Below are 24,540 nucleotides of genomic sequence, written 5' to 3'. Positions count from 1 at the left end.
GGTTCCAGCGCGGCGCGCACTTCGAGCGTCAGGTCGCCCACTTGCACCGATCCGTAGCGCGGGAATCGAAACTCGACGAACGGGTCCAGCCAGTCGTCCTGGAACGGATAACCGGCCTCGCGTAACTCGGCCAGCACGGCGCGCATGTCGGCGGTGACGTAATGCGGCAGCATGAAGCGGTCGTGCAGGCCACTGCCCCAGCGCACCAGCGGCTGCCGGTACGGCGTATCCCAGAAGCGGGCCACCAGCGCGCGCAGCAGCAGGGCCTGAAACAGTGACATGTGGGCGTGCGGCGGCATCTCGAAGGCGCGCAACTCGACCAGACCCAGGCGCCCGCTGGCACTGCCGGGCGCGTACAGCTTGTCGATGCAGAATTCGGCCCGGTGCGTGTTGCCGGTCAGATCCACCAGCAGGTTGCGCAGCAGGCGGTCCACCAGCCACGGCGCGGGGGCCTCGCCGGCCGGCATCTGCTGGAAGGCGATGTCCAGCTCGTACAGGCTCTCATGGCGCGCCTCGTCGACCCGCGGTGCCTGGCTGGTTGGGCCGATGAACAGGCCCGAGAACAAAAACGACAGTCCCGGGTGGTGTTGCCAGTAGCTCAGCAGGCTGCGCAGCAGATCGGGGCGGCGCAGCATCGGGCTGTCGGCGGGTGTGGCGGCGCCCAGGGTGATGTGGTTGCCGCCGCCAGTGCCGGTATGGCGCCCGTCGAGCATGAATTTTTCCGTGCCCAGGCGCGCCTCGCGGGCCAGGTCGTACAGCGTGGTGGTGGTGTCGACCAGCGCGTCCCAGGTCCCAGCCGGGTGGATGTTGACCTCGATCACGCCCGGATCCGGCGTGACCGCCAGCCGCTCCAGGCGTCCATCGCGAGGCGGCTCGTAGCCTTCCAGGACCACCGGCAGGTCGCAGGCGGCAGCGCTGGTTTCCACGCTGGCGATCAGATCGAGGTAATGCTCCAGCTCACCGAGCGGTGGCAAAAACACGTGCAGCCGGCCTTCGCGTGCCTGAACACACACGGCGGTATGGATCACCCGCAGCGGTGCCGCCTCGTCGTGGGTGTCACCGACGGCCTGACCGGCCGGCTCAGGGCGCTTGGCGGTGAACTCGCTGTAGCGGCGCGCCACTTCGCCGTAGTAGTCGCCCAGCGGCGGTCGTTCCTCGAACAACTGCGGGGTCTGAGGCGGGTCTTCCTGGTCGCCCCACGGCAGGCTGTTCAGGGGCAGGCGCAGGCCCAGCGCGGAGTCGCCAGGAACCAGGTACAGCCGCTTGCGGCGCAGCGGCCAGGCACCCGAGCGCCAGCCGCCGCGCCGGTAATCCCAGTGCAGTGGCAACACGAAGCCGGCTGGTTCGCCCAGGCCGCGGCCCAGTAATTCGGCCAGTCGCCTGCGCTCGGCTGGGTCCTTGAGGTCAGCCGTCGACGGATCGACGTCGGCCGGTAGCTGGCCCTCTTGCCAGAGGTAATAGAAAACGTCCTCGAACGCGTCCATCAGGTGGCTTTGCGGCACGCCGAGGTGGGCCGTGAATCCCTGTGCCAAGCGTCTGGCGTCTGCCGGGCCGTGTCCGTAATCGCGGTTGACATCGGCCAGCAGCTTCCGGTCGCGCCACAAAGGGGTGCCGTCCTTGCGCCAGTAGCAGGCGAGTGCCCAGCGCGGCAGGGCTTCGCCGGGGTACCACTTGCCCTGGCCGTAATGCAGCAGGCCGCCGGGGGCAAAGTGCTGCCACAGGCGCCGTGTCAGATCGCGGGCGCGCTCGCGCTTGTGCGGGCCGTCGGCGGCCACCGTCCATTCGGGGCCGTCCATGTCGTCGATGGACACGAACGTCGGCTCGCCACCCTGGGTCAGGCGCACGTCACCGGCGGCGAGATCTTCATCGACTTGCCGGCCAAGCGCCTGCATCGCCGACCATTGGCGCTCGCTGTAGGGCTTGGTGACGCGGGGATCCTCGTGAATGCGGGTCACGGTGTTGCGGAAGTGGAACTCCACCTCGCATTCGCTAGTGGCGCCTGCGACCGGCGCCGCGCTGGCCGGCTCGGCAGTGCAGGCGAGCGGAATGTGGCCCTCGCCGGCAAACAGACCCGACGTGGGGTCAAGGCCCAGCCAGCCGGCACCGGGCACGTACACCTCGGCCCAGGCATGCAGGTCGGTGAAGTCCTGCTCGGGCCCCGACGGGCCATCCAGGGACTTGACGTCGGCGGTGAGCTGTACCAGATACCCGGACACGAAGCGCGCCGCCAGGCCCAGGTGCCGCAGTATCTGCACCAGCAGCCAGCCGGTGTCGCGGCACGAGCCGATGCCCCGCTCAAGCGTCTGCTCACAAGTCTGCACGCCCGGTTCCATGCGCACGCTGTAGGCGATGTCCCGCTGCAGGCGCTGGTTCAGGTCGACCAGAAAATCGTTGATCGGCCGTTTCGTATGGTCGAAACTGGCCAGCCAGGTAGTCAGCAGCGGGCCGTTATCCGTGGTTTGCAGGTATGGGAGCAGTTCGGTGTGCAGCGCGGGCGCGTAGATGAACGGGTAGTTCTCCGCGTACTCCTCGACGAAGAAATCGAACGGATTGATAGTGGCCAGCTCGGCGATCACCTCCACGGTGATGCTCAGCTTGCGCGCGGGCTTGGGAAACACCAGCCGTGCCAGGTAGTTACCGAACGGATCCTGTTGCCAGTTGATGAAATGCTCGGCCGGTTCGACGCGCAGGCTGTAGGCCGTGATTGGCGTGCGGCTGTGCGGCGCCGGGCGCAGGCGCAGCACATGCGGGTGGATGTCCACCGGCCGGTCGAAGCGATATTCGGTGTGGTGTTCCAGGGCGACGCGGATGGCCATCAAGTGTCCTGTTCAGGCGGGCTGCGCAACGGGGACGGGGAACCAGGTCTCCGCGATGGCCGTGTGAGCATGACCGAGTTCCAGCTGCAGGTCGTCTATGAAGTCGTGCATGGCCTCGCGCTCGATGGCCTTGGGGTCGGTTTCGGTCAGTAGCCGGCTGATGCGGGCAATGCTGCGCTGCGCCGCCTCGCCGCGAGGCAGGCGGCGCAGCGCAGCTTCGATTTCGTCCACGCAGTAGCGCACGGCGCGCGGGAACTGGCCGTCGCGCAGCAGAAAGGCCGCCACGTCCCGACCGTTGACGGATGCCCGCACGTGGCGGCGATACATCTGGTAGGCGGACAAGGAACGCAGCACGTTGATCCACAGTGTGGACAGCAGCGCGCTGGCGGTGTCGTCCTGTTCCTGCAGGGTCGCCACACCGACATCGAGAATGCGTGTGGTCATGTCGGCCCGCTCCAGGCTGCGGCCCAGGCGTACGAAGTCGTAAGCGTCGTCGTGGCTGAGTGTGCCCACCAGCAGGCCGGTAAGCTGCTGGCAGCCGAGGATGATCTGCGTCAGGTATTCGTGCCGCTGGTTGCGGTTGACGCCGCTGACCGCGTGCTCGCGGGCGAACAGGTGCAGTTCATTCACGGCTTCCCAGGCTTCGGCCGGGAACAGGTCGCGGGTGGTGCGCACGTTCTCCCGCGCGCCAGCCAGAGTCGACAGCACCGACGATGAGTTGTGCATGTCGGTGAGCAGGAACCGCACCACGCTGTGCTCGTCTGCCTGTTCGTAATGCTCACGAAACGGTTCTTCGATACCCGTGATGCCGATCAGGGTGTGCCAGCCGACCGTGTAACCCTTGGGCAGGTCCAGCAGCAGATTGGCATAGACGCTGAGCAGCCGTGCGGTGTTCTCGGCGCGCTCCAGATACCGGGCCATCCAGTACACGCGTTCGGCGACGCGCGAGAGCATCACGTCTCCGCCTCGGCGACGATCCAGGTGTCCTTGCTGCCACCGCCCTGGGAGGAGTTGACCACCAGCGAACCCTTGCGTAGGGCCACGCGTGTCAACCCGCCGGCGGTGACGTGGGTCTGGTCCGCCTGCAGGATGAACGGGCGCAGATCCACGTGGCGCGGCTCCAGGCGACCGCCGCACAGGGTTGGTACCGTGCTCAGGTCCAGCGTTGGCTGGGCAATGTAGTTGCGCGGGTCGGCCTTCAGGAGGCTGGCGAACTCGCTGCGCTGCTTGCGACTTGCGTGCGGGCCGATCAGCAGCCCATAGCCGCCCGACTCGTTGGCCGGCTTGACCACCAGCGTGTCGAGGTTGGCGAGCACGTATTCCAGGGATCTAGGCTCGTGGCACAGGAAAGTCGGCACGTTCTGAATCAGCGGATCCTCACCCAGGTAGTAGCGGATCATGTCCGGCACATAGGCGTAGACGACTTTGTCGTCGGCCACGCCCGCGCCGGGCGCGTTAGCCAATGCCACGGTGCCCTTGTGCCAGGCGCGCATCAGGCCGGGCACGCCCAGCTGTGAGTTCGGGTTGAACACCTCGGGGTCCAGAAACAGGTCGTCGACGCGCCGGTAAATCACGTCCACCCGCTCCAGGCCCTGGATGGTGCGCATGTACACGCAGTCGTCATCGCCGACCGTCAGGTCGCTGCCTTCCACCAGCTCGGCGCCCATGCGCTGGGCCAGGAAGGCATGCTCGAAGTACGCCGAGTTGTAGATGCCAGGCGTCAACACCACCACCTGCGGGTAGTCCAGGGGGCGCGGCGAGATCGCTGCCAGGGTGTCGAACAGCTGCGTCGGGTAGGCATCCACGGGCAGGATGTCCTGGCTCTCGAACAGCTCCGGGAACACGCGTTTCATGACCACGCGGTTCTCCAGCATGTACGACACGCCGGACGGTACGCGCAGGTTGTCCTCCAGCACGAACACCGTGCCGTCGCTGTCGCGTACCAGGTCGCTGCCGCAGATGTGGGCCCACACGCCGTAGGCCGGGCGCACGCCGACACACTGCGGGCGGAAGTTCCTGGATTGTGCCAGCACCTCGGCCGGGAACACCTTGTTCTTGATGATCTTCTGGTCGCCATAGATGTCGTCGATAAAGTGGTTCAGCGCCGTCAGGCGCTGGCGCAACCCCAGCTCGATGGTTGCCCATTCGCGGGCCGCGATAACGCGCGGGACGATGTCAAACGGCCAGGCACGGTCGATGTTCTGGCCTTCCGAGTAGACAGTGAAGGAGATGCCCATCTCGACGATGGCCAGCTCCGCCGCGGCCTTGCGGGTGGCCACGTCGGCATCTGACAACGCGCGCAGATACTGCGTGAGACCACGCGCCGCCGGCCGTGGCTGTCCGGGCGCGGCGATCAGTTCGTCGAAGTGCCCGTCGGGGTCGTATTGATTCCAGTCGATGCGCATTCGATTGAGCCCCGGCGGGGTTATGTAGGTGGGCGTCGGATGGCGCCCTCGGCTGCGAAAAACGGATGCGGCATTGGCCATGGTTTGATCTCGGGAGCGTGCTCGGGCTTCCAATGCCCGGTGTCGATTCCGGTGAACCCGTTCCCTCGCTCAGCACGCTTCGTGCCACCATCGCCATCGACAGCCGCCGGGACTTGCATCTGCTCAGCCAGCCGCTGCGGGCCGGTTGACCAGATAGACCCCGGCCACTACCGCCAAGCCACCGGCCGTCAGCATGGCCGTCAGCGGTTCGCCCAGGAACACGGTGCTGATTGCCACCGAGACCACCGGAACCAGGAACGTATTTCCGGACATGCGCGAGGCTTCACCAGCCGCTACCAGGCCCAACCATAGCGTCCAGGACACGGCCAGTCCAATCACGGCCCCGTAGGCCAGAACGAGCACGAACATGGGTGTCCAGGCAATGTCCGCCCAGCGCTCACCAATGGCCACACCGCTGCCCAGGATGACAAATCCCCCGAGCAGGAAGGGCAGGGCGTTGAACCACAAAATCGACTTCGGCGCCGCGCGCTTGAAGGCCACGGTACCCAGCGCCCAGGCCGCGGCCGAGCCCACACCATAGGCAAGGCCGACCGGTGACAGGGTGCCTTCGACACCGTGCACCATGATGGCCGCGACCCCCAGAAAGCCGAGCAATAGCCCGATCATCTTGGTGCCTGTCAGGCTCTCGCCCAGCCAGGCATAGGCCAGACCGGCAACGAAAATCGGTTGCAGGTACAGCACCACCGAAGCGATCCCGGCGGGCAACAGTTGCACCGACAGCGTCGACAGCCCGAAAAACAGCAACACGTTGAAGACCCCGCTCACCGCCATCGGTCGCCAGGTACTGCCGATCTTCGGTAGCCCGTCCTGGCGCAGGGCGAGCATCGCCAGCACCAGTCCGCCGCCAATCGCCCGCAAGCCTGCGAAAAGCAGCGGCGGACAATATTGAAGACCGATTTTCATGATCGGGTAGCCAACACCCCAGATCAGAATCAAGCCAGTCATGGCGAGGTAGGGGTGCCGGCCGATAAACCCTTGGGACATAGTCAGATGCCGCGATGACGGGGAATGCCTGCACGGCCGGCCCCTGAGAGATGAAAAATCTCGCGCAAGTCTGGCGCACTTTGTGGGTCGAAAGGAGTCGTTGGGGGCGAGCTATCACCACCACGGTGCCAGACGGCCGCCAATTTTCGTTGCGGCGAGCTTGAAGGCTCATAGGATGAGACACCAGCCCCGTAAAGTGCGATGGACCCTCAACCGTGGAGACTTGCCATGCATCCGTCGCTATCCCCTGTCAAACTGCTTGCTCGTTTACCGGCACTGTTCATGTCCCGGCCCGATAATCCGACGCTGCATCTGCCGCTGGCAGGCTTCCAGTACCACCGGGCCGAGGGTGTGTGGCCGTTTCTGCACCCGGGAGCCGACCTGCGTTTGCACCGCGAGCGCTGGAACCGACACGACCCCCAGGCGGTGGCGGTCTACTACCGGCAGGAAAAGCTCGGTTACCTGCCGCGCCCCGATAATGCAGCAGTGGCGCGCTGGTTGGACCAGGACCGCCGACTGCGCGCCGTGATCGCCAGCCTCAGTGAGGGCGACCAGCCATGGGCTCGGGTTAGCCTGCGTCTGGAGTTGGAACAAGGTCCGCCCGGGAGAAGCCGTTAGGCTGATCAATATGATGTCTGTTGCAAAGTGCCGCCATTTCGCGCGTGAGAAGCTTTTATGATCAAGCCTGCGAATAATCGCCAGACCGGGATCTGATATGCGTTTGCTCGTTACTGGTGGCGCCGGTTACATCGGCAGCCACGTCACCCGACAGCTGGTCGAGGCCGGCCACGCGGTCACCGTACTGGACAACCTCAGTAGCGGCTATCGCTGGGCGACCCTGGGTGCGCCGCTGGTTCAGGCCGATGTTGCCGATGTTGCCCGGCTGGACCAGGTGCTGGGCGAGGGTCGTTTCGATGCGGTGCTGCATTTCGCCGCGCACATCGTGGTACCCGAGTCGGTGGCCGACCCGCTCAAGTACTACGCCAACAACACACGCAACACGCTTGGTCTGCTGCAGGCGCTGACGCGCCATGGCGTGCGGCGGCTGGTGTTTTCCTCGACTGCCGCGGTATACGGCAACCCGGACCTGATTCCCGTGCCTGAAACCGCGCCGCTGTTGCCGATCAATCCGTACGGCGCATCCAAGCTGATGAGCGAGCGGATGATCAGCGACCTCGCCGCCACCGGTACCCTGCAGCATGTGACCTTGCGCTATTTCAACGTCGCTGGCGCCGAGCCGGGTGGCCGCCTGGGGCAGGCAACGCCGCTGGCAACGCATCTGATCAAGGTGGCGTGCGAACTGGCTTGCGGCAAGCGTGCCGAGATCGGCGTCTTTGGCACCGACTACCCGACCCCGGACGGCACCTGCGTGCGCGACTACATCCATGTCGAGGACCTGGCGCGAGCCCATGTGTTGGCGTTGGACCACCTGGCCACAGGCGGCGACTCGCTGACCCTGAATTGTGGCTATGGCCATGGCTATAGCGTGCGTGAGGTGCTGGCGGCGGTACAGCGGCAGATCGGCCGGCCACTGGCCGTGCACGATACGGACCGCCGCCCTGGCGATCCGGCCGCGCTGGTGGCCGGCAGCCAACGCATTCGCGCCGCGCTCGGCTGGCAGCCGCAGCATGACGATCTGGATTTCATCGTGGCCACGGCGCTGGCGTGGGAGCGCAAGCCGCTACCGACTGCCTGAAATCGCCTGGGCCAGCCAGGCCCGAGTGCTCCTCAAACGCTTTTTGGACCACTGGTCCACGCCGCGTGGTTGGCCGGCCCCGGCACGCTTGTCCATCAGCAAATCAAGAATTTTTCAAGCCACTCCATAAAGTTCCTGTCTCTGGCGCCGATACACAGCTCGGAAGCGGAGCACATCTCCGGGTTCCTGGGAAAGGCCAGCAGCCCGGTTCGGGATTTGGCCCCGGTAACACAACACAACTTAAGGTGGAGTATCACCATGCCACAGACCATCAATACCAATATCAATGCGCTGACCGCGCAGCGTAACTTGAACCGCAGCGAGGGCGATCTGGCGACCTCCCTGCAGCGTTTGTCTTCGGGCCTGCGTATCAACAGTGCCAAGGACGACGCTGCCGGCCTGTCGATCAGCGACCGCATGACCGCGCAGATCCGTGGCCTGAACCAGGCCGTGCGTAATGCCAACGATGGTATCTCCATCGCCCAGGTGTCGGAAGGCGCCCTCAGCGAGGTAACCAACGCCCTGCAGCGCATGCGCGAGCTGGCGGTGCAGTCGGCTAACGACACCAACAGTGCCACCGACCGTGCTTCGTTGCAGAAGGAAGTGTCCCAGTTGGCGCAGGAAATCAGCCGTATCGCCACGCAGACCCAGTTCAACGGCAAGAGCCTGTTGGACGGTTCGTTCGGCACCGGCAGTTTCCAGGTGGGCGCCTATGCCGGCCAGACCATCAGCTTTGCCATCGGCAATGCCCAGGCCAGCGCGATCGGTTCCAACGTCGTCTCGTCCAACACCCATGTTGGCGGTGCCTTGACGGCAGCCACCGACGTTACCGGTGGCAACAACGTGGCGGCGCAGAGCCTGACCGTGGTTGGCCCGACCGGGTCGGCAGCGGTCGTGGTGGGTGCGGATAACACGGCCAAGGCCATTGCCGCGGCGGTGAATGCCCAATCCTCCAACACTGGTGTCACCGCCACGGCGACCAATAGCGTGGCGCTGGCCAGCTTGTCGGTTGCCGGTACCGTGTCGTTCAACCTGTATGGGTCGAATACGGCGGCGGTAGCGATTTCCGCCAATGTCGCCAGCGCAACCGATCTGACCGCGTTGTCCGACGCTGTCAACGCGGCCGCGGCGTCGACCGGCATAACGGCTACCCTGTCCTCGGACAAGGCCAGCATTACGCTCAGCAACACCGACGGTTCGGATATCGCGATTGAAAACTACGGCAACACGGGCGCTGTTGGCGCCACGGTTGCGGTCGGTGGCGTGACGGTAACCGAAGGCGCGGCCGATAGCCTGGTAGTGGGCGGAGCGGTAGCGTTTACTGCCTCGACCAACTTCTCCGTGTCGACCGACACCGGTACTACGGTGCTCGCCGGCGCCACGGTGGCCAGCGCGCTGTCATCGGTTGCCAGCATGAGCGTGGGCACCCAGGCCGGCGCCAGTGCAGCCTTGGCGGTGGTGGACGGAGCCTTGTCATTCGTCGACGACCTGCGCGCCGCGCTGGGTGCGGTGCAGAACCGCTTCAGCTCGGTGGTGGCCAGCAACCAGGCCACGGCAGAAAACGTCTCGGCGGCGCGCTCGCGTATCCAGGACGCTGACTTCGCGGCCGAGACCGCCATGCTGTCGCGGGCGCAAATCCTGCAGCAGGCTGGCATCGCGATGTTGTCACAGGCCAATCAGCAGCCACAGAACGTACTGTCGCTGTTGCGGTAATGAGGCTGCGGGACATTCATCCCGTGGGCGGCGAGGCGGGTCGGGGTTTCCCCCGGCCCGCCTTCGCCTTGTGTTCAAGCGGTACCTCAGCCAGCGCGCGGTGCGGACCCAGCGAGCGTGACCGGCGGCTCTCGAGCCCTCCCGGTTTTGCCAGGCCCGACCTGCCGGACGTTGGCCCAACAACAGGGATGAGCCCATGACCATCATGCTCGACCCACGATTCCGGGTGGAGGCCAGCGCGCCCGCCCACAATTCCCGTGACCCCTCACAACACAGTCCTGCTAACGACGTGTTGGACCAGGTGCAGTCGCCCCGGCGGTCGCGGGATATTGGCGAAGCAGTCGCCCGGCTGGAAGATCACGTTCAGACGGTGCGACGGGAACTGCATTTTCGAATTGACGAAGACAGCGGAATGACAGTCGTTCGCGTGGTGAATAAGGACACCGGTGAGCTGGTGCGGCAGATTCCCAACCAGGAAGTTCTGGACCTGGCTGAGCACTTGCAGGACAACGCAGGCGCCCTGTTGCGCGGGACGGTCTAGCGGTGAATGTTCGAGGCAGGGCCATGGTCTCAGGCAAGCGGGTCCGCTGGCACCGGCTGGCTTTGCCTGCCTTGCCGCGGCTGCGCATGCAGCGCCCTGGCCAGTAAGGGGGAACGCTTATGCCTACGCTTACTTCCGGTGGAATCGGTTCCGGCATCGACGTCGCCGGCCTGGTCAATAGCCTGATCAATGCCGAGCGAGCGCCTACCGAGGGTCGCCTGGCAGTCAAGGAGGCGGGGCTGCAGGCGCGTTTGTCAGGCTTCGGTCTGATAAAGGGCGCGCTGGACAAACTGCAGTCGGCGGTGACGACGCTTGGCGCCAGCGATCTGCTGAGCACCAACAAGGCAAGTTCAGGCGACGACAAGCTGTTCACGGCCAGCGCCGACGGCACAGCGGTCGCCGGTGCATATTCGGTGGAAATTACCACCCTCGCGGCGGCGCAGAAACTCGCTTCGGGCGCCTTCGCCGCATCGACCACCGTAGTGGGCACCGGTAGTCTGACCCTGGCACTTGCCGGCAAGACAGCCACCCTGACCATCGATGACAGTAACAAGTCACTGGCGGGCATCCGCGATGCCATCAACGCGGCGCGCACCGAGGACGGAACACCGCTGGGCATCACCGCGACCCTGGTGACCAGCACCGGCGGGGTGGAGCCCGCGGGCACCTATCTGGTGCTGACCTCGAGCACTACCGGTGCCAGCAACACCATTACGGTGACGCAAGCCGGCGGCGACGGTGGATTGGCTGCCTTGCAGTATGAAACCGGGGGCCTTGCCAATGGACTCACGGAAAAACAGGCCGCCGCCGATTCGGTTGTGAAAGTGGACGGCTTCACCTATACCAGTGCCAGTAATACCGTCAGCGGTGTTCTGGCCGGCGTGACCTTGAACCTGAAGGCAACCACCACGGCACCGGTAACCCTTACCGTGACCAGCGACGTGAGCGGTGTACAGCCCAAGCTGCAAGCGGTGGTAGATGCCTATAACGCCCTAGTGGATGTGTTGAAGCAACAGGGCGGTTACAACAGCGCGGTCAAAAGCGGCGGGCCGCTGCTGGGTGACTCGGTACTGCGCAACGTATCCGGCCAACTACGCCTCGCACTCACTGGCCGGGCGGAAATCGAGACCGGTGCGCCTGCATTGGCCAGGGATATCGGCATCGGCATCGACGCCAGCGGGAAGTTGAAACTTGACGCGGCCACGTTGAAAACGCAGCTGGCGCAAGACCGCACCGCGGTGGAGGGCGTGCTGGGGGGTGACACTGGCCTGATCAAGCGCCTGTCCAATGTGCTCGAGGGCTATCTGGGCAGCACCGGCGTGTTGAAGGCGCGTACCGACAGCATCGGTAGGCAACTGGTCGATATTACCGATCAGCGGGGTGCGTTGAGCCTTCGCCTGGAGGCGTTGGAAAAGCGCTACCTGGCACAGTTCAATGCGCTCGATGGCCTGCTCAGCAAAATCCAGGCAACCGGCTCCTTCCTGTCGCAACAATTGGCGAACCTACCGGGTGCATTCAGCGGCGACAAGCGCTAGGTCGGTCGGCCCGCCGACGGCGCTGTGGGCGCCGGGTGGTGCCAAAGTTTCTTCGACCGGCTGTTAACTTGCCGCCACATCGGTCGATACATAAGTCACCCAGTAGCGAATTGACCGGAGACATCCAGTGACCCCTCATTCCAGCGCCGCCCTGAAACAGTATGCGAGCGTACAAGTGCAGTCTGGCGTGACCGAGGCTACGCCGCACCGCCTGACAGCCATGCTGTTCGACGGCGCACTCGCGCGCATTGGACGCGCCAAGGGCCATATGCAGCGCGGCGAACTGGCGGCCAAGGGCGAAGCCATTTCGGCAACGATCGCCATCGTAGGAACCCTCGGCGGCAGTCTTCGGCGCGAGGCGGCACCAGAACTGGTCGACCGGCTGGCCGCTCTGTACGACTACATTCTGCGTCGCCTGATAGCGGCCAACGCCGATAACCGGGTGGACTACCTGGACGAGGCAGGGCGCCTGCTGGCGACTCTGGCCGAAGCGTGGCACGCCATTGACCCGGCCAAAGCCGCCCTGGACCAGGCGGTCAACGGTTAATGGATGCGGTGGTGACCAGCGACACGCTGAGTGAGGCAGTCGCGATGACCGCCGCCATGGCGGTGGCGGCTGACCAGGGGGCCTGGGAGGCAGTGGCGCTGCTCGCGAGCCAGCGTCACGATTGTCTTGAAATTGCCTTGGCCGACGAGGCCTGGCGAGTGCGGCCGGGCACGGTACAGGCGATTCGCGACATGCTCAGTTCCGACCAGGCGCTTGCCGCGCGCGCTGTGGCGGCGCGCGGTGAGGTCGGCGCGGCCTTGCGCGATTTGCACGGTGGTGCGCGCATGCACGATGCCTACGCGGCGAATGCGGCGGTTGCGTAAGAGCGCTTGAGCGCATTGACCGCGCAGCGGCCGTACTATGGGTGGCGTTGAGCGGTCGCACGCTCGCCGCGCGATGTCCCTGGGGGATGGCGCGCTAGCCTGGAGGTGGGCGATGGACACAAACGCTGCTGATCCCCTGGCCGGGGGGCTAGTTCATAGCGATCGGCTGGTGCTGGTATGGCGGGCCTTGCCTGAGTTGCCGGACGCGCTGGCCTTGGCCGAATGCAACCGGGTAGCCGGCGCCTTGCTGAGTCTGGTCGGCGGTCTCGAAGAGCAGCCCCCGCCACTTGATGAACCGCCAGAACTGATCTCGCATCTGCATCGACTTGACCAGAAACTCGATTTGTTGCTCGATCTGTGCGGTCACCTGGTACGGCGGGAATTGGCGCTGCCATCGCCACAAGTGCTGCGCCTCGGCGCTCGCGGGATCGTCTGGGAGCCGGCGACGCCACCGGCCGCCGGGCCAGGCTTGATTAGTCTGTACTTGCAATCGCCGCTTCCAACGCCACTGGAGTTGCCGGCGCTGCTGACATTGCTACCCGACGGCCATGTACTGGCCGAATTTTATGGACTCGATCGGGCCGTCGTTGACGGCCTGGAACGGTTTGTGTTCCGTCGTCATCGCCGCGCGGTGGCCCTGGCGAAGCGACCCAGCGACCCGGCCTGAAACGCAGTTGCGCGGGCGGTACTGCCGTCCGCATCTGAGACAGACCGGCTGCGGTTGCCGGATTCTTGACACTGCCTGTCGGTGTTTGCACCATTGTCGGCGTTTTGACGCTTTCGCTCTGGTGGTGCTGTCGGTTTTTCGGCGTCCGCCCGGGCTAACGAGGAACGCCCGGCATGGTTCGCGACTCTTTGGTGCTGGCGCCGTCGCCCGCTGGCCTCGTGCCAGCGCCCGCTGATGTACTGCGATTTCTCGGCTACGAACCGGTGGAAAGCGCGGACCTGGACGGCATTCCGGCCGATCCCGGTCCGTTGGCCCTGGTGTTGTTTCAGGCCGGCGATCAGCAGCAGGCGCTGGCGCTTCTGCAAAGCTGTCGCGCCCGCTGGCCGCGCCTGGTGGCGGTGCTGGCGGTGCCGCCTGGCCAGACTGTCAATGCTGATTGGCAGACGCCACTGGGCCGGGCGCTGGTGGCGACGCTGCCGTTGCCGTTGCAGTTCGACGAGTTGTCCACCGCACTTGACCGGGCGCGTTTCGTGCGTGGCCGCGCCGCGGCCGGACACAACGCCGGCCTGGTTTATCGCCTGGTCGGGCGTGGTCACGCCATCGAGCGGGTGCAGTACCTCATCGAGCGAGTCGCCCGCACCGATTCCAACGTCCTGATCCTGGGCGAGTCCGGCACCGGCAAGGAGGTGGTGGCGCGCAATATTCATTTTCAATCGACTCGCGCCAACAACCCGTTCGTGCCGGTCAACTGCGGCGCCATCCCGGCAGAGCTCCTGGAAAGCGAGTTGTTCGGTCATGAGAAGGGCGCTTTTACCGGTGCCATCAGCGCCCGCCAGGGTCGCTTCGAGGCGGCCGAGGGCGGCACGCTGTTTCTGGACGAGATCGGCGACATGAGCCTGCCCATGCAGGTCAAGCTGCTGCGCGTGTTGCAGGAGCGGGTGTTCGAGCGGGTCGGCAGCAATCGCAGCATCACTGCCGATGTGCGCATCATCGCCGCGACCCACCGCGACCTGGAGACTGGCATCCGCGAAGGCGCGTTCCGCGAGGATCTTTATTACCGCTTGAACGTATTCCCGATCGAACTGCCGCCCCTGCGCGAGCGGCGCGAGGACATTCCGGCCCTGGTGGACGAACTGTCGGCCCGCATCGGACGCGAGAAAGGCATTCAGGTTCGTGTTGGGCGCGACGCGCTGGCGGTGCTGGCCGACTATCCCTGGCCGGGTAACGTACGCGAACTGGCGAATGTCATCGAGCGCATGGCCATCATGCACGGCGACCGCCCGGTCGCGGCTGCGGATCTGCCGGCGCGCCTGCGCCAGGGCGCAGTCGTCGATGGAACCCACGACGTGACCGACCTGCCCCCCCCGATCCAGGTGGCGGAACCGAGTGCAACGCGTTTGCCGTCGGCCGGCATCAACCTCAAGGACTTTCTCGAAGAACTCGAGCGCAGCTATATCCAGCAAGCCCTGAACGAAAGCGGCGATGTGGTGGCTCATGCCGCCGAACTTCTCAGCATGCGCCGTACCACCCTGGTCGAGAAGATGCGCAAGTACGGTTTGCAGCGGGCTGGCTTCGCGTCGGATGTTTGACGCGACTGTCGATTAGAATCTATAACTTACTGAATATTAAATAAGAATAAATCTGGTACGGCGATTGCATTACGGTTGGTCGAGACCTGCCCCGACGCATTGGGGCGCAGTGACTGGACGCACCGACCATGCCGGCAATGCCTTGCTCCGATACGACCTCTGACGGCGCAGCTTTCGAGCACCTGTCGGGAGCGCTGGGCGCTTCCTACCGGCAGCTCGAACGCCGTCTGACGGCGCTGCAGCAGGAACTCGCCGAGCAGCGGCCGCTGGCGGCTCTGGGCGAAATGAGCGCGGGTCTCGCGCATCAGGTGCGCACGCCGCTGAGTACGGCCCTTGTTTATGCCTGTCATTTGCGCGACGCCGACCTGGCGCCGGCCGACCGGACGCGTTTCGCGGGTCGATTGGTCGAGCGGTTACGGCAGCTGGAGCGTTTGGTGGCGGACATGCTGGCATTCGCGCATGGCGCTGATGCTGGCGATCAACGTTTTTCCTTTGCCGACCTGATAGATGCGCTGGCCGCGGCGGTTGAGCCACAGCGGCCGGCGACAGCCAGACTATCCCTGCCGGCGGCGAACGTGCCGCTCGGGCTGCGCGGCAGCCTGGAGAGCCTGAGCGGCGCACTGACCAACCTTTGCTTGAATGCCTTTGAGGCTGGCGCGACCGAAGTCTCGGTGCAGTGCCTGCGCGGTGCGCCAGGCCAGCTGCGCCTGGCTATTTGCGACGACGGCCCTGGCCTTGCGGCTGAGCTGACCGGGCGGGTTTTCGAGCCGTTCGTGTCCGGGCGTCCCGGTGGTACCGGACTCGGCCTGGCCGTGGCGCGCGCAGTGGTCGAACGCCACGGTGGCACGCTGCTGCTGGCCGAGTCATCGCTTGGCTGCCGTTTCGAACTGGCGCTGCCGTGCCAGTTGCCGGCCCTGGTGGCACTGGAGGCCTAAGCGATGAGTCACGCAGCAGTGATGGTGGTGGAAGACGACGTGGCATTGCGCGAGGCGCTGTGCGACACCCTGGACCTGGCTGGCTATCGTAGCTTGCCGGCAGCCGATGGCACGGCCGCGCTGGTGCTGCTGGAACGCGAACGCCCGGCGTTGGTGGTGAGTGACGTGCAAATGCAGCCGATGGACGGTACTGCGTTATTGCATGCCCTGCGCCGACGGCGGCCGGAAGTGCCGGTGGTGCTGATGACCGCCTTCGGCACTATCCGCAGCGCCGTACAGGCGGTGCGTGACGGGGCGGTTGAGTATCTGGCCAAGCCGTTCGAGCCGGCCGCATTGGTCGGTTTGGTGGCGCGGCTGGTTGACGGGCAGGTGCCCGATTCGGAACAACCGGTAGCGGAGGATCCGCGTTCGCGCGATTTGCTGACGCTCGCGGCGCGGGTGGCCAACAACGAAGTGAGCGTGCTGCTGACTGGGGAGTCCGGCACTGGCAAAGAGGTGCTGGCCCGCTACATACACCGCCACTCGCCACGTAACGCCGGACCCTTCATCGCCATCAATTGCGCCGCCATCCCTGAAAACATGCTGGAGGCGACGCTGTTTGGTTACGAGAAGGGCGCATTCACGGGCGCGGTCAGCGCGCATGCTGGCAAGTTTGAACAGGCACAGGGTGGCACGCTGCTGCTGGACGAGATCTCCGAAATGCCCCTGGGTTTGCAGGCGAAGTTGCTGCGCGTGCTGCAGGAGCGGGAGCTGGAGCGCCTGGGTGGACAGCGTTTGCTGACACTCGACGTGCGGGTGCTGGCGACCAGTAACCGCGATCTGAAGGCCGCGGTGGCCGCCGGCAGTTTTCGCGAAGACCTCTACTACCGCCTGGCAGTATTTCCGCTACACCTGCCGCCTTTGCGCGAGCGGCCGGGGGACATCCTGCCGTTGGTGCGGCGGCTGTTGGCGAGGCACTGGAATCGGCCCACGCCGGCACCGGTGCTGGCCGATGCGGCGGTCAGTGCCCTGGTTGGCTATTCCTGGCCAGGCAATGTGCGCGAACTGGACAACATGATCCAGCGGGCGCTGATCCTGGCGGATGCTGACGCGATCGAGACCAGCCACCTGGCCTGCGCGCCGCAAAGCCCCGACACGCCAGCGGCTGCGCCAGGTGACCTGGATCGCGATCTGAAGGGTCGCGAAGCCGAACTGATCCTGGGCGCCCTGCGTGAAGCGCATGGACGCCGCGCGCTCGCCGCCGCCAGGCTCGGCATCAGCGAGCGCACGCTGCGCTACAAGCTGGCCCAGCTGCGCGAGGCAGGATTTGAAGTGCCGTCGCCGGGTACCAGCCCGGTCGCCGAAATAAAGGAGGCTTGAGCCATGTCCGACCTGCAGATCAACGCGGTGCTGGGGCAGATCCGTGCCCTTCGTGCGCAGATGGAGCAGCCCACCGCACCGGTCTCGGCGCCGGGTGAGGCGACGCAAAACAGCTTTGGAGCTGTGCTTGGCGACCTGGTCAAGCAGGTCAACGAAGCGCAGGGCGCCTCCAAGGATCTGTCGACCCGCTTCGAGCAGGGTGACGAGCGCGTCAGTCTGGCGCAGGTGATGGTGTCTGGCCAGAAGGCAAGTCTGTCATTCCAGGCGGTGGTTCAGGTGCGCAACAAGCTCCTGGCCGCCTACCAGGACGTTATGAACATGCCGGTGTGAACCAGCTGCTGTTAGGGAATCGAGAAAATGGCTGAATCGACCTTACCCGTTCCTGCTCCGGGCACTCCGGCTGCCCTGGTCCAGGGCTTTATCAAGCTGCCGGCCTCGCGCCAGGCGGTGTTGCTGGTTGCCCTTGCCGCGTGCGTCGCCAGCGCTATTGGCATCGTGTTGTGGGCACGCACGCCCAATTTCAGCCTGCTGTACGGCAGCCTGGAAGAACGCGACGCGGCGCAGGTCGTGGCGGCGCTGGAGAAAGCGGCCATCCCCTACCGGCTGGATGTCGGCACCGGCGCGCTGCGCGTGCCGTCAGCCGAGGTGCACAACGCGCGTCTGAAACTGGCTGGCGAGGGTTTGCCCAGAGGCAGCGGCAGCGGCCTTGAAATGCTGACTCAGGATCCCGGCTTCGGGGTCAGCCGTTTCATGGAGAACGCCCGCTACCAGCATGCGCTGGAGAACGAACTGGCTCGCACCATCGGTGCCATGGCCGGGGTGGGCCAGGCACGGGTGCATCTGGCCATTCCGGAGCGTTCGGTGTTCGTGCGTGAGCGCGATAAACCAAGTGCGTCGGTGATGTTGCAGTTGTATCGCGGTCGCAGCATTGAAGAGGGGCAGGTGGCCGCCATCGTGCACCTGTTGTCTTCCAGCGTGCCGGACCTTGCCGCCCGACAGGTGACGGTGGTCGACCAGGCGGGAAATCTTCTGACCCGCCCGGCCGGCCAGCGCGGACTGAACCAGTCGGGTGAACAGTACGACTATGCCCGCCGCCTCGAGCAGGACTACGTGCGGCGTATCGAGGACCTGCTGGCGGCCGTCGTAGGGCCGGGTGGAGTGCGCGCCAAGGTAAGCGCCGAGCTCGACTTTGCGGTAACCGAACGCACCCAGGAGGAGTACAAGCCTGAGAATCCGGTGCTGCGCAGCTCGCAGGAAGAAGCTTCCGAGACGGCTGTCGGTGGCTCCGCCAGTGGCGGTGTGCCCGGCACACTCAGTAATCAGCCGCCGCAGGGGGGCAGCCTGACCCCGTTGCCGGCCGCAGGCGGCGGTGAATCCGTAAGCGGTGATGCCGCGACACTTGCCCTGGCGAACGCCGACACCACGCCCAAAGAACGCAATCACCGGTCAGTACGCAATTTCGAGATCGATCGCACCATCAGTCACACCAAGCTCGCCGGCGGCGGCGTTCAGCGGCTGACCGTGGCGGTGGTGGTGGATGACCGCCGGGTGGCCGGCGAGGAAGGCGCGGAAACGCGCACGCCCCGCACGCAGGAAGAGCTGGATCGCTATACCGCCCTGGTTCGTGACGCGGTGGGGTTCAACGCCGAACGCGGGGACAGTATCAACGTCGTCAATGCCTCGTTTGCGCCGACCGAGGTTGCCCCCGAGCCGACCGCCACCCCCATATTGGAACAACCCTGGTTGTGGCAGGCCGGACGCATGTTGTTGGGTGTGGGTGCCTTGGCGCTGGTCTTGCTTGGAGTCCTGCGGCCCATGCTGCGCAGCGTGCGCCAAGCCGGCGCGATGGTGATTGCCAACGCTGGCCCGGCGCCACGAAACCGCGCTGGCGATCACGGCCAGGCGCCAGCTGCCCCGCGGATCGCGGCCCCACCATCGCCGCCGCCGTTACCGGATCTGCACGAACAGGATCCGCGGCGCGTGATGCAGGTGATGCGTAACTGGATGGCCAGCGATGCCTGAGGTAACCAAGCTCAGCGGCACCGAGCGCTCCGCCATTCTGGTCATGGCGCTGGGCGAGCGTAAGGCGGCGGACGTGCTGCGCAACATGGAGCCGAAGGAAGTGCAGCGCATCAGCGCCGCCATGATGCGCCTGGGCAACATCAGCCAGGAACAGGTCAACGTGGTGATGGACGAGTTTGGCATGGCGGTGGAAGCCGACAGCATGCTCACGGTTGGCGTTGGGGATTACCTGCGCAACGTCATGGTCAATGCCTTGGGGGAGCAAAAGGCACGCGGCATTCTGGACCGGGTCATGGACCAGGACAGCGACAGCCTGGGCAGCCTCAAGTGGATGGACCCCAAAGCCATTGCCGGCATATTGAAGGATGAGCATCCCCAGGTCACGGCGCTGGCGCTGGCCTCGATGGAACAGGACCAGGCGGCGTTGGTTCTGGGGCTTATCCCGGCCGATTTACGCGCCGACATCGTGATGCGCATTGCCACCTTGGACGAGCTGCAACCGGGCGCGCTCAACGAGGTGCGGGTGATCCTCGAACAGCAGTTTTATCGCGATGTGCAGGTCAAGTCGGCACAGGTCGGCGGCGTGAAGACCGCCGCCGGTATCGTCGGTCGTCTCGACCCGCCAGTCGGCAACGTCGTGCTGGAAGAGCTGCGTGGCGTCGATGAGGAACTGGAGCAACAGATTCAGGACAACCTGATTCTGTTCGAGAGCCTGGTCGAGGTTGACGACAAGGGCTTGCAGGCGCTGCTGCGCGAGACCACTCCCGAGGTTCTGCTGGTCGCCCTGAAGGGCGCCGATCAGGTCATTCGCGAGCGTTTCTTCAAGAACATGTCCAAACGCGCTGCCGAAATGCTGCGCGAGGATATGCAGCTGCGCGGACCAGTGCGCCTGGCCGAAGTAGAGGAGGCGCAAAAGGAAATGCTCAGCGCCGCGCGGCGCCTGTCGGAAGCCGGCACCATCCGCCTGGGTAAAGCGAGTGGCGACTTTGTCGAGTAAGGCGTTTCAACGTTGGCGAACGCATAGCGCGTTGGCCGCGGCCGCGGCCGGCGCAAGAGCCTTCAGCGCGGGCCAGGTCGTCAATGACGACGGTCATGCCGCTGGCTATGCGGCAGGCCTGGAGCGGGGGCTGGCCGACGGGCGCCAGCAAGCGGCAGAACAGCTGGCGGCGGACGGTGCACGCCTGGCGGGGCTGTTCGATAGCCTGGCCGCGCCGCTCGCCGACGTCGAGCAGGACGTTCTGGACAGTGTGCTGCAACTGGCCTGTGCCCTGGCCCGGCAGGTTGTACGGCGCGAGCTGACGGCGATGCCGGCCCGCATCAGTGAGCTGATACGCGAAGGGGTGGCAGCGCTTCCGCCGACGGCGCGTCAGATCACCGTGCACCTGAATCCCCAGGACATGGATCTGGTACGCAGTGCCGCGCCACGCGGCCGCAACGATGCCCGCTGGGAGCTGCTGGCCGACGCCAGCCTGGACCGGGGTGGCTGTCGCATCACCACCGAGTCATCGGAGGTGGATCTGACGCTCGAAACCCGCCTGGCCGAGGTGTTTGCCCAGTTGACCGAGGATGAGGAGGCATGAGCGTCGAACTGCAACAGCGCCTGTCCGGTCGCTTGCGTGCCCGCGCGGCGCAGATGCATGTGCTGCAACCGGTGCAGGTCGAGGGCAAGCTCACGCGGATGGTCGGTTTGACGCTGGAAGCGATTGGTCTGCCGGCGGTCATTGGCAGCCGTTGTACGGTGCGTCAGCCCGGTCAGGCCGACATCGAGGCCGAGGTGGTCGGTTTTTCCGGTGATTTCATGTACTTGATGCCGATCGACCCGGTTAACGGACTGGGCCCGAGCGCACGGGTACTGCCGCTACGCCATGGCGCCGTGGCGCCCGTGGGCGCGGGTCTCCTGGGTCGGGTAGTGGATGGAGCCGGCAGGCCCCTGGATGGTAAAGGTCCGGTGCGGGCGACCGCACACGTGCCGCTGACCGGCACGCCGGTCAATCCCCTGCTGCGCCCGCCCATCCGCGAGCCGCTCGATGTTGGAGTACGCAGTATCAATGCCTTGCTCACTGTCGGGCGTGGGCAGCGGCTTGGCCTGTTTGCAGGCAGCGGGGTGGGCAAAAGCATGCTGCTGGGCATGATGACCCGGCACACGGCGGCCGACGTCACCGTGGTGGGCCTGATCGGCGAGCGCGGGCGTGAGGTGAACGAGTTCGTGAGCACCATCCTGGGTGAGGAAGGGCTACGCAAGGCGGTCGTGGTGACCGCGCCGGCCGACACCACGGCGCTGCAACGCCTGCAAGGCGCCATGCTGGCGACGTCGATCGCCGAATACTTTCGTGACCAGGGCAAGAACGTCCTGTTGTTGCTCGACTCCCTGACCCGGGTCGCGCACGCGCAGCGTGAGATTGCGCTGTCGGTGGGTGAGCCGCCTGCCACCAAGGGCTATCCGCCGTCCGTGTTCGCCCGTTTGCCGGCCTTGATCGAGCGCGCCGGGAATGCCGCGGGAGGCGGTTCCATTACCGCTTTCTATACCGTGCTCACCGAGGGCGATGACCATAACGACCCGATTGCCGATTCGGCTCGTGCCATCCTTGACGGGCATATCGTGCTCAGTCGCGAGATCGCCGAATCGGGTCTGTATCCGGCCATCGACATGGAAGCCTCGGTCAGCCGCTTGATGATGGAACTGGCCGGCGATCGGCAGCTGGCGGCGGCGCGTCGCTTTCGTCAGCTTTACTCCGCGTACCGTCAGAACCGCGACCTGGTGGCGGTCGGCGCCTACCAGGCGGGCGCCGACCTGCTGCTGGACGCAGCGATCGCGGGCTACCCTCAACTGCTCGACTTCATGCGACAGGACTTGCGTCAGGGCGTTGATTTCGCCCATAGCCTGGCCAGTCTGGACAGCCTGCTCGGCGAGGTGGGCGAGTGAGCAGGGCAGGCCGCTTGCAGCCGGTGGCGGACCTGCTGATGCAGGCCGAGCAGCAGGCACGTCAGCGGCTCGCCCTGCGCGAAGCCGAGCGCGCCGCCCAGCAGCAGCGCCTGGTTGATCTGCATCGTTATGCCGATGAGTACCGGCGACGAATACGGATCGGTTCAGTGGAAGTGGCGACCTTGCGCGACCACCAGCAGTTCGTGGCTCGTATAGAGGGCCTGGCCTTGGCTCAGGAACGAGCCGTACACGAAGCGGATGAAGCGTGTGGCGACGCGGCGCGGGAAGTGTTGCGCTGTCAGCGTCGGGCCGAGGGCCTGAAACGCTTGCTCGGTCGCTATCGGGTTCGGGCGCGGGAGCAGGTCGAGCGCAACGAGCAACACGTACTCGATGACTGGACGAGCACCCGTCGCCGGGCGGTTTGAGGTCGTGGACGCCGCTGGTTGGGCGCGGACCGGCAGTTGGCCCGCTGTGTGCATTGTCTTTAGTCGATACAGCACAAGGGCCTCATAGACGCGTCTGCCGCCGACGCTGGCGATTGTGTGATTCCAGACGATGACAAGGAGCGTGAAATGGTCGATGCAGTAAGGCCTCTGGCGACTGGTGCTGTGGCGAGTGCGCCGGCGGCGGCCGACGACCCGGCGGCTGACGGTGTTTTCCCGGCCGCTATGGAGCACGCCATGGGGCGCCCGTCGAGCACGGTATCCGGCAAGGTGTTGCCGGCCAAGGACGGCAGCTCGTCGCCGGTCCCGGGCGCGGGCTCAGCCCGACTGACACCACACTCAGACTCAGACTCAGGCCCGCTGCCTGACGGCGCGCCTGCGGTCCCGGTGTCGACCCCGAGCAGCCCGCCGCCTGCGCCTTCAACCGTAGCAGACGCCACCGTGATGCACGCACTCGAACAGGTCGCCGAGGCAAAGGCGGTCCTGCCGACGACGGCCGAAAGGTCCGGCGAGCCGCTGCCAACGACCGGTAAGCCGCGGGGCATGGTCGATGACACGTCGTTACCCGCTGGCCAATCCCTGGCCGTCGATGGCCTCGCTGCTGGCCGGGTGACGCCAGTCTTGGCCGAACCCGCGCCGTCCATGGCAAGCCCGGACGCGCAGGCAGTGGTTGTGACTGCCGCGTCCGGCGGAACGTCCCCAACGCCCGTTCCTGCAACCTCGCCAGCGCCGTCCGGCGGGGTGTCCGACGCAGCGCAGAAGGCTTTGCCGGCGAGCGCACAAGCAATGCACGGCGGCATCCACAGGTCGCCGCGGCGGGCGTCGGTCAGCAACGATGAAAGCCCCGGACAGGCGCTGCCAACAGGGCAAACTGCTACGACGCCGACGGCGCCGGCGGTCGCCCAGCCTCAGGGCGCGTCGGTCAGGGAAGATGGCGCGGCCGCTCTGGTCACGGCCGGCCAGTCCACAGCCACCGATCTGTCGAAGGTCTCTACGCCTCAGCGAGCGTCCGCCAGACAGGATGGCAGCGCAGCGTTGACCACGGTTGCCGAGTTGCCGGCCGGCGCCCTCGACCAAAGAGCGTCCGCCCAGCCGACAGCCACGTCGGCCAACATGCCGAAAACTGCCCAGCCCCAGGCAGCGCCCGTGCCCGTCAAACAGGATGGTGCGATAGCCCTGGGTGCGGGCGCTCAGCCGTCCACCACCACTACTGGCTTACCGACGGTTGCAGTGGCCGCAGCCGTAATCGGCAATGACAAAGGCCAGCCGCTGCACGCTGACTCTGTATCCGTACCGCCCGCCGCGGGCGCGAGCGCCGGTCATTCACAGGCCGCCTCTTTACTAGTCGCCCCCCCCTGGCAGCCGGCTGCGGCGGCTCTGCCGCCAACGGCGATGGAGTTGCCCGTGGCGGCCCGGCCCGGTAGCCCGGGTTTCGCCGGTGAGCTTGGCAATCGCCTCATATGGCTGGTCAATCAGGGCGTTCAGGAAGCCCGCTTGCAGCTGAACCCGCGCGAACTGGGTCCGATCGAGGTGCGCCTGGGTTTCTCGGACGGTGCGGCACAGGTCAGTTTCAACGTGCAGCATGCAGGTACCGCCGCCGCGGTCCAGCAGTCGCTGCCGCAGTTGCGCGAGCTTTTGGCGCAGCAGGGCCTGCAGCTGGGGCAGGCAGCCGTTTTCCAGCAGAACGCCGGAAACGCGGATCAAGCCGGGCAACAGGCATCGCGCCAGGGATGGACTGGCGGCGGCGGGGTGGCTCATGGGCTGGGTGGGGAAGACTTGCCCCCGGTCACGGCAGCCTATGTGATCGGCCGCGGACTGATTGATGCTTACGCCTGAGCACGGCCATCGCCACGCCATTACCAGCGCATCAAAAAACCCGCCACCGGAGTTTCCCGGTGGCGGGATTTTCTTATTGGCGCCTAGTGCGTGGTCAGGGTTTC

The 24,540-nt window shown here is 65.7% G+C and carries 22 protein-coding genes; 18 read left to right on the top strand and 4 right to left on the bottom strand.

The window, feature by feature from the left end:
• The 4 genes from ABZF37_RS07230 to ABZF37_RS07215 form a co-directional block, all read right to left on the bottom strand.
• Window positions 1-2,816, bottom strand: a 2,816-nt coding sequence (locus tag ABZF37_RS07230; protein ID WP_372718338.1) for a DUF2126 domain-containing protein, incomplete at its 3' end; no start/stop codon positions are given.
• Window positions 2,817-2,828: 12 nt separating this feature from the next.
• On the bottom strand, window positions 2,829-3,770 hold the full coding sequence (locus ABZF37_RS07225; RefSeq protein WP_372718336.1) for an alpha-E domain-containing protein: 942 nt from the start codon (window positions 3,768-3,770) through the stop codon (window positions 2,829-2,831).
• A complete protein-coding gene (locus ABZF37_RS07220) occupies window positions 3,770-5,221 on the bottom strand; it encodes a circularly permuted type 2 ATP-grasp protein (RefSeq protein ID WP_372718334.1) in 1,452 nt (483 codons plus the stop codon). Before ABZF37_RS07220 ends, ABZF37_RS07225 begins: the two co-directional genes overlap by 1 nt.
• Before the next feature lie 204 nt (window positions 5,222-5,425).
• Entirely contained in the window at window positions 5,426-6,307 is an 882-nt protein-coding gene (locus ABZF37_RS07215; RefSeq protein WP_372718332.1) for a DMT family transporter, read from the bottom strand.
• A gap of 282 nt (window positions 6,308-6,589) precedes the next feature.
• Here ABZF37_RS07215 and ABZF37_RS07210 point away from each other — a divergent pair, with 282 nt between their 5' ends.
• From ABZF37_RS07210 to ABZF37_RS07125, 18 genes are all read left to right on the top strand, one after another.
• A complete protein-coding gene (locus ABZF37_RS07210) occupies window positions 6,590-6,925 on the top strand; it encodes an HIRAN domain-containing protein (RefSeq protein WP_372718330.1) in 336 nt (111 codons plus the stop codon).
• A gap of 97 nt (window positions 6,926-7,022) precedes the next feature.
• On the top strand, window positions 7,023-8,003 hold the full coding sequence (gene galE / locus ABZF37_RS07205; protein WP_372718328.1) for a UDP-glucose 4-epimerase GalE: 981 nt from the start codon (window positions 7,023-7,025) through the stop codon (window positions 8,001-8,003).
• Between the two features lie 258 nt (window positions 8,004-8,261).
• Window positions 8,262-9,716, top strand: a complete 1,455-nt coding sequence (locus tag ABZF37_RS07200) for a flagellin (protein WP_372718326.1) — start codon at window positions 8,262-8,264, stop codon at window positions 9,714-9,716.
• Between the two features lie 196 nt (window positions 9,717-9,912).
• Window positions 9,913-10,257, top strand: a complete 345-nt coding sequence (locus tag ABZF37_RS07195) for a flagellar protein FlaG (protein WP_372718324.1) — start codon at window positions 9,913-9,915, stop codon at window positions 10,255-10,257.
• Window positions 10,258-10,376: 119 nt separating this feature from the next.
• Complete coding sequence (fliD, locus tag ABZF37_RS07190) at window positions 10,377-11,792, top strand: flagellar filament capping protein FliD (protein ID WP_372718322.1); 1,416 nt, start codon at window positions 10,377-10,379, stop codon at window positions 11,790-11,792.
• A gap of 127 nt (window positions 11,793-11,919) precedes the next feature.
• On the top strand, window positions 11,920-12,339 hold the full coding sequence (gene fliS / locus ABZF37_RS07185) for a flagellar export chaperone FliS (RefSeq protein ID WP_372718320.1): 420 nt from the start codon (window positions 11,920-11,922) through the stop codon (window positions 12,337-12,339).
• A gap of 11 nt (window positions 12,340-12,350) precedes the next feature.
• Window positions 12,351-12,662, top strand: coding sequence for a flagellar protein FliT (gene fliT, locus ABZF37_RS07180; protein WP_372718318.1), 312 nt, complete (start codon window positions 12,351-12,353; stop codon window positions 12,660-12,662).
• Between the two features lie 112 nt (window positions 12,663-12,774).
• A complete protein-coding gene (locus tag ABZF37_RS07175; RefSeq protein ID WP_372718316.1) occupies window positions 12,775-13,329 on the top strand; it encodes a PilZ domain-containing protein in 555 nt (184 codons plus the stop codon).
• 173 nt (window positions 13,330-13,502) lie between these two features.
• Window positions 13,503-14,918, top strand: coding sequence for a sigma-54 interaction domain-containing protein (locus ABZF37_RS07170; RefSeq protein WP_372718314.1), 1,416 nt, complete (start codon window positions 13,503-13,505; stop codon window positions 14,916-14,918).
• Window positions 14,919-15,046: 128 nt separating this feature from the next.
• Entirely contained in the window at window positions 15,047-15,853 is an 807-nt protein-coding gene (locus ABZF37_RS07165) for a PAS domain-containing sensor histidine kinase (RefSeq protein WP_372718312.1), read from the top strand.
• A 3-nt stretch (window positions 15,854-15,856) separates the two neighbouring features.
• On the top strand, window positions 15,857-17,212 hold the full coding sequence (locus ABZF37_RS07160; RefSeq protein WP_372718310.1) for a sigma-54-dependent transcriptional regulator: 1,356 nt from the start codon (window positions 15,857-15,859) through the stop codon (window positions 17,210-17,212).
• A gap of 3 nt (window positions 17,213-17,215) precedes the next feature.
• Complete coding sequence (gene fliE, locus ABZF37_RS07155) at window positions 17,216-17,542, top strand: flagellar hook-basal body complex protein FliE (protein WP_372718309.1); 327 nt, start codon at window positions 17,216-17,218, stop codon at window positions 17,540-17,542.
• Window positions 17,543-17,569: 27 nt separating this feature from the next.
• Entirely contained in the window at window positions 17,570-19,234 is a 1,665-nt protein-coding gene (gene fliF / locus ABZF37_RS07150) for a flagellar basal-body MS-ring/collar protein FliF (RefSeq protein WP_372718306.1), read from the top strand.
• A complete protein-coding gene (fliG, locus tag ABZF37_RS07145) occupies window positions 19,227-20,231 on the top strand; it encodes a flagellar motor switch protein FliG (protein WP_372718304.1) in 1,005 nt (334 codons plus the stop codon). The genes fliF and fliG overlap by 8 nt, the downstream gene beginning before the upstream one ends.
• Before the next feature lie 31 nt (window positions 20,232-20,262).
• On the top strand, window positions 20,263-20,814 hold the full coding sequence (locus tag ABZF37_RS07140) for a flagellar assembly protein FliH (RefSeq protein WP_372718302.1): 552 nt from the start codon (window positions 20,263-20,265) through the stop codon (window positions 20,812-20,814).
• On the top strand, window positions 20,811-22,157 hold the full coding sequence (locus ABZF37_RS07135; protein ID WP_372718300.1) for a FliI/YscN family ATPase: 1,347 nt from the start codon (window positions 20,811-20,813) through the stop codon (window positions 22,155-22,157). Before ABZF37_RS07140 ends, ABZF37_RS07135 begins: the two co-directional genes overlap by 4 nt.
• Window positions 22,154-22,582: a flagellar export protein FliJ gene (locus tag ABZF37_RS07130; RefSeq protein WP_372718298.1), complete on the top strand. Its 429-nt coding sequence runs from the start codon at window positions 22,154-22,156 to the stop codon at window positions 22,580-22,582. Before ABZF37_RS07135 ends, ABZF37_RS07130 begins: the two co-directional genes overlap by 4 nt.
• 1,422 nt (window positions 22,583-24,004) lie before the next feature.
• Window positions 24,005-24,436: a flagellar hook-length control protein FliK gene (locus tag ABZF37_RS07125; protein ID WP_372718296.1), complete on the top strand. Its 432-nt coding sequence runs from the start codon at window positions 24,005-24,007 to the stop codon at window positions 24,434-24,436.
• The last annotated feature ends 104 nt before the right edge of the window (window positions 24,437-24,540 follow it).

Source organism: Immundisolibacter sp. (assembly GCF_041601295.1).
Taxonomy (GTDB): domain Bacteria; phylum Pseudomonadota; class Gammaproteobacteria; order Immundisolibacterales; family Immundisolibacteraceae; genus Immundisolibacter.
Note: the sequence above shows the minus strand (reverse complement) of the source record. Positions and strands in the feature narration are given on the sequence as shown.